Annotated in this window: 2 protein-coding genes and 1 pseudogene; 2 read left to right on the forward strand and 1 reads right to left on the reverse strand. The window is 57.2% G+C overall.

All coding sequences use genetic code 11. The features are described 5' to 3' along the window. Positions 1-355: 355 nt before the first annotated feature. The gene (locus BG61_RS37900; RefSeq protein WP_035931903.1) at positions 356-1,345 is read left to right on the forward strand and encodes an SDR family NAD(P)-dependent oxidoreductase; all 990 of its coding nucleotides are present in this window, start codon (positions 356-358) and stop codon (positions 1,343-1,345) included. Positions 1,346-1,512: 167 nt separating this feature from the next. Further along, positions 1,513-1,924 (forward strand): annotated as a pseudogene (locus BG61_RS44595) (integrase core domain-containing protein); the annotation flags it as partial. Here BG61_RS44595 and BG61_RS41135 read toward each other — a convergent pair. After that, positions 1,921-2,616, reverse strand: a complete 696-nt coding sequence (locus tag BG61_RS41135) for an RNA polymerase sigma factor (protein ID WP_161783738.1) — start codon at positions 2,614-2,616, stop codon at positions 1,921-1,923. The pseudogene BG61_RS44595 and the gene BG61_RS41135 overlap by 4 nt on opposite strands. Positions 2,617-3,408: the final 792 nt, after the last annotated feature.

Consider the following 3,408-nt stretch of genomic DNA (forward strand, 5'->3'; position numbering starts at 1 on the left):
GAATTCGTTTTTCGGGGGCAAGCTCAGAATTCATAATGTTTTCGCATACCTGGAATTTGAAGATTGAATTTTACGTCCTTGCCTATCGCCACTAAAGTATGTTTACGACCAGGTGTTGAACGTTCGTTTTGATCCTGACAGGCAGCTTTAGATGGAATCTCGGCCATTGAACCAGCCAGTCTGCTTTGCGCAGGTCGGCGCGAGAATGCGACTTCAGCTCTGGACAAGTCACCGAACAGGCGCTCACGATCACGTCCGGATGTTCACACTTCGAGTGTAGGAACCAGGGGACTTGTGATTTGCGCGCGGCGGCACGTTGTACATTTGATCGATTATCAGACAAGGATTCATCGCAATGCCAAGTAAGCAAGTACCTATCGGGAGCGGCAACAAGGCGACAACGACGGCGGAGGAGGCAATTGGTGATGCGGATTTGAGAGGCAAGGTTGCCATTGTGACAGGTGGATACTCGGGCCTCGGCTTGGAGACCGTCCGAGTTCTGTCTAATGCGGGCGCGACGTTGATCGTTGCCGGGCGCGACCCGGATAAGGCACGTAGCAGGCTTGCCGGTCTTCCTCGGGTGGAAGTACGCCCACTGGATTTGTTGGATCGCGCCTCAATTGACGCGTTCGCAACGGATATTCTTGGGACTTTCACCCGCGTGCACATTCTCGTCAACAATGCCGGATTCATGGGCGCACCGTTGAAGCGGGACGCGCGCGGCTACGAGTCACATTTCTCCGCGAACCACCTCGGTCATTTCCAATTGACTGCACGTCTATGGCCGGCACTATGCCGGGCCGACGGAGCGCGAGTGATTTCAGTGTCGTCGCGTGGACATCGGATGGCGCCTGTTGAATTCAGCGATATGCAGTTTGAACACCGCGAGTACGACAGGCTGATTGCGTACGCACAGTCGAAGACGGCGCAGGCGCTGTTTTCCGTTGGTTTGGACGCACGAGGGGAAGGGCTAGGGATTCGCGCGTTTTCGGTGCATCCCGGGTCGATCATCACAGATCTGTCTCGTCACTTCTCCGACGAGGAGTTGCGAGCGTATGGGATCTCACGCAATGAGCCGCACCGATTTCCCGCTGGTCAATCTGCGGGTGAGGGTGGCGACTTCAAGACCGTCGAGCAGGGCGCAGCGACGCAAGTGTGGTGCGCCACCAGCGATCAATTGCGCGGGATGGGCGGAGTGTACTGTGAGAATGGCGATATAGCCGAGGTAACGTCCCCTGAAGACGTGTTTCGGGGAGGTGTTTGCCCTTGGGCCGTCGACCCGGAGCTTGCGGAGCGCTTGTGGCGAATAAGTGAGGAATTGAGCGGAGCGAGCCTTGGGAGTTAAGACGATCCGCGTACAGTCGCGCCGTTCATAAAGGGCGGGATAGTTCCTCCCGCTTTCGCAACGGCGGCGGACGGGTGCAGGCACTTCGAGCGCGGCGACCTTTCTTCTACTAGGCGATCTGTCTCTCAGCCCGTTCGCACGAACTGCGCGGAAGTAGGATCCGATGCCACGCTCGCGTCGCCTTCCGCCATGCACGCGCATGGAAATAGGGAAAGTGCCGTGCAGTTCCTGGGCGACGCGTAGCTTGCTCCGCCAATCTTGGCGATGGTGTGTACCACCTGCAGACCGACAACGGCTCGGCATTCCGCTCACGTGAGTTTGCACATGCTTGTCAGTCGGCACAAGTTCACCCGCGATTGCCGGCCGCAGACCAACGGTAGGCCCGAGTGCCGCATCCAGTCGGCCTTGCGGGAGAGGGCGTACGCCTGGACGTATCAGAATTCCCACTAGCGTACCCAGGCACTAAATGACTGGCAGCACCATTACAACTGGCATCGACCGCATGGCGTTATTGGCGGTTATGCTTCCACGTCCCCAGTTCCAGCGTCGAGAAGCAACGTCTTGATGCTTCACGACTAGGCCTTTGAAGCCGGGCGCCCCCTTGTCCCGCCGATTGCAATGTCCATCATGGCCTCGGCGGCATTTAAATGAGCTATCACCTTGGCGGGAGATGTGCCTATTATTTCCGCGGTGGCTTTGACGCTCAGTTCGTCGACTGCGATCAGCAAGACCACGGCGCGTTCGATATCCGGCAGTGCGTTGACGGCATTGACTAAACGCGTGTGTTCAATGAGTTCGCAAGCGTTTGCGCACGATGAGCCACCCGCGTCACCTCGGGATGCAGCGAGACAGGTGAGCGGAAGCGGTTCATTGCCTCCAGCGCCCCAGCGCCGGGTAACCCACCCGAAATACACTCGTGCGTAAAGTTGCTTCGGCGCAGAAACGCTTTGCTCCGCAGCGCTCGCGTCAAAATTTCCAAAACAATAAGCGTCCTCGACCAGCTTTTCGGCCATTGCAGCATCACCGCACAGTCGGAATGCGAACGCCCACAAGCGGGGCAGCATGCGGGTGGCGAGCGGCCAGGAATCAGCTGTTAGCGAAACACTCATCTCAGAAGCCAGTGGTATGAACGGGAGCGAAGCGATGTTCGTTTTCGTCCGAATTTCAGAAGAGGCGTAGACAACGCGCACGGCATCCGTATGCGCGGGTCTGTCTTTCGATGCCTCACGTTGCACTCCGTCAGGCAAGCATTGGTTGCGCTGACTTTTCATCCATCGGAAGTTGGTGCAGTTGGCACAGGTATATTCACAACCCTGCTTGAGCATACGGAATAGGAGGAAATGATGGGATGCCTAAGCGACTCAGATATATGCTGTATCGGATCAAGCACCATATACCTTACTGCTACCGGAAGCCGATCTCTCTTAATGGGAAGGTTGGATTGACACGGCGGTACGCTGAGAACCATTCGGTTTATTAGGCGTTATCTGGCTTAAGCGTGAGTGCGGGAATCAATGAAAGCCAAAGACCGATATGGGGACGCGATGCGACGGAGTGAACACCCGGCGCGCCGAGCTGTTGTACGGATGCTCCATACTTCGGATCAGTATGCCCTGTTCTGAAACCGCGCCGAGTAGTCGCTTCGAAGCAGGAAGTGTGCACGTCAAAGCGAGCGCGTGCGAGCGGAGATCCGTCAAGTCCGGCAATTGCTCCGGGCACCAATGATTTGAATTTGAGGTTGTGCTTGCCTGACATTTGACCGCCAATGGGGTGAGTTGGCGAGGCAACGCGAACTGCCCACCGCCGAATTCGTTGCGAGCCCAAGCCGCATTGCTGCGCATAGCGACACGTGATTTCATGACGAGATCGCAAGAGCGCCTTCCGGGTTGCAGCGTGTTGGATCTGTCGGCGGACAATCAGAGAGCTGCTTCAAGCCTTGCTGCGGGTATATGAGAGGGCCTGCGTAAAGCTATGAAGCGTCGCGTCGGCGACGCGCTCAGTCCGGGCCGTCAGGGAAACTTTAAGCGCGGGCCGGACTGAACCGCCCCGGGAATTGTGGAGGC

The organism is Caballeronia glathei (genome assembly GCF_000698595.1).
GTDB classification, from domain to species: domain Bacteria; phylum Pseudomonadota; class Gammaproteobacteria; order Burkholderiales; family Burkholderiaceae; genus Caballeronia; species Caballeronia glathei.